The following is a 350-nucleotide window of genomic DNA, read 5'->3' as shown; positions in this document are numbered from 1 at the left end:
GAAGGGGGTCAGCTTTTCCAGGCTGCGATCGACGTGGGCGTCGCCCAGCACCGCGCGGCGGACCTGCATGCCGGCTTCGTAACGTTCTCTTTCGTCCAAGATCGACTCCTTCAGGCGCTGAGAAAGGCCAGCACGCGCTGGGTAAAGGCAGCGCCCATCTGCACGTTGGACAGGTGGGCCGCGGGAAACTCGACGTACTCGGCGCCGGGGATGCGTTCCTGCAGGAAGCGCCCGTCGGCCGGGGTGGCCACGGCGTCGTGGGTGCCGGCGACGATCAGCGTCGGGGCCTGGATGGCGTCCAGCACCTCGCGGAAGTCGGCGTCGCGTACCGCCGCGCAGTTGGCGGCATA

Annotated in this window: 2 pseudogenes; both read right to left on the bottom strand. The window is 68.6% G+C overall.

Annotated elements, in window-relative coordinates:
- Positions 1–99, bottom strand: a pseudogene (locus FS767_RS21770) (4-carboxymuconolactone decarboxylase); the annotation flags it as partial.
- Positions 100–110: 11 nt separating this feature from the next.
- Positions 111–350 (bottom strand): annotated as a pseudogene (locus FS767_RS21765) (alpha/beta fold hydrolase); the annotation flags it as partial.

It is taken from the genome of Pseudomonas sp. DE0010, assembly GCF_007680745.1.
Lineage (GTDB): Bacteria > Pseudomonadota > Gammaproteobacteria > Pseudomonadales > Pseudomonadaceae > Aquipseudomonas > Aquipseudomonas parafulva_B.
This window is presented reverse-complemented; position numbering and strand designations above follow the sequence as displayed.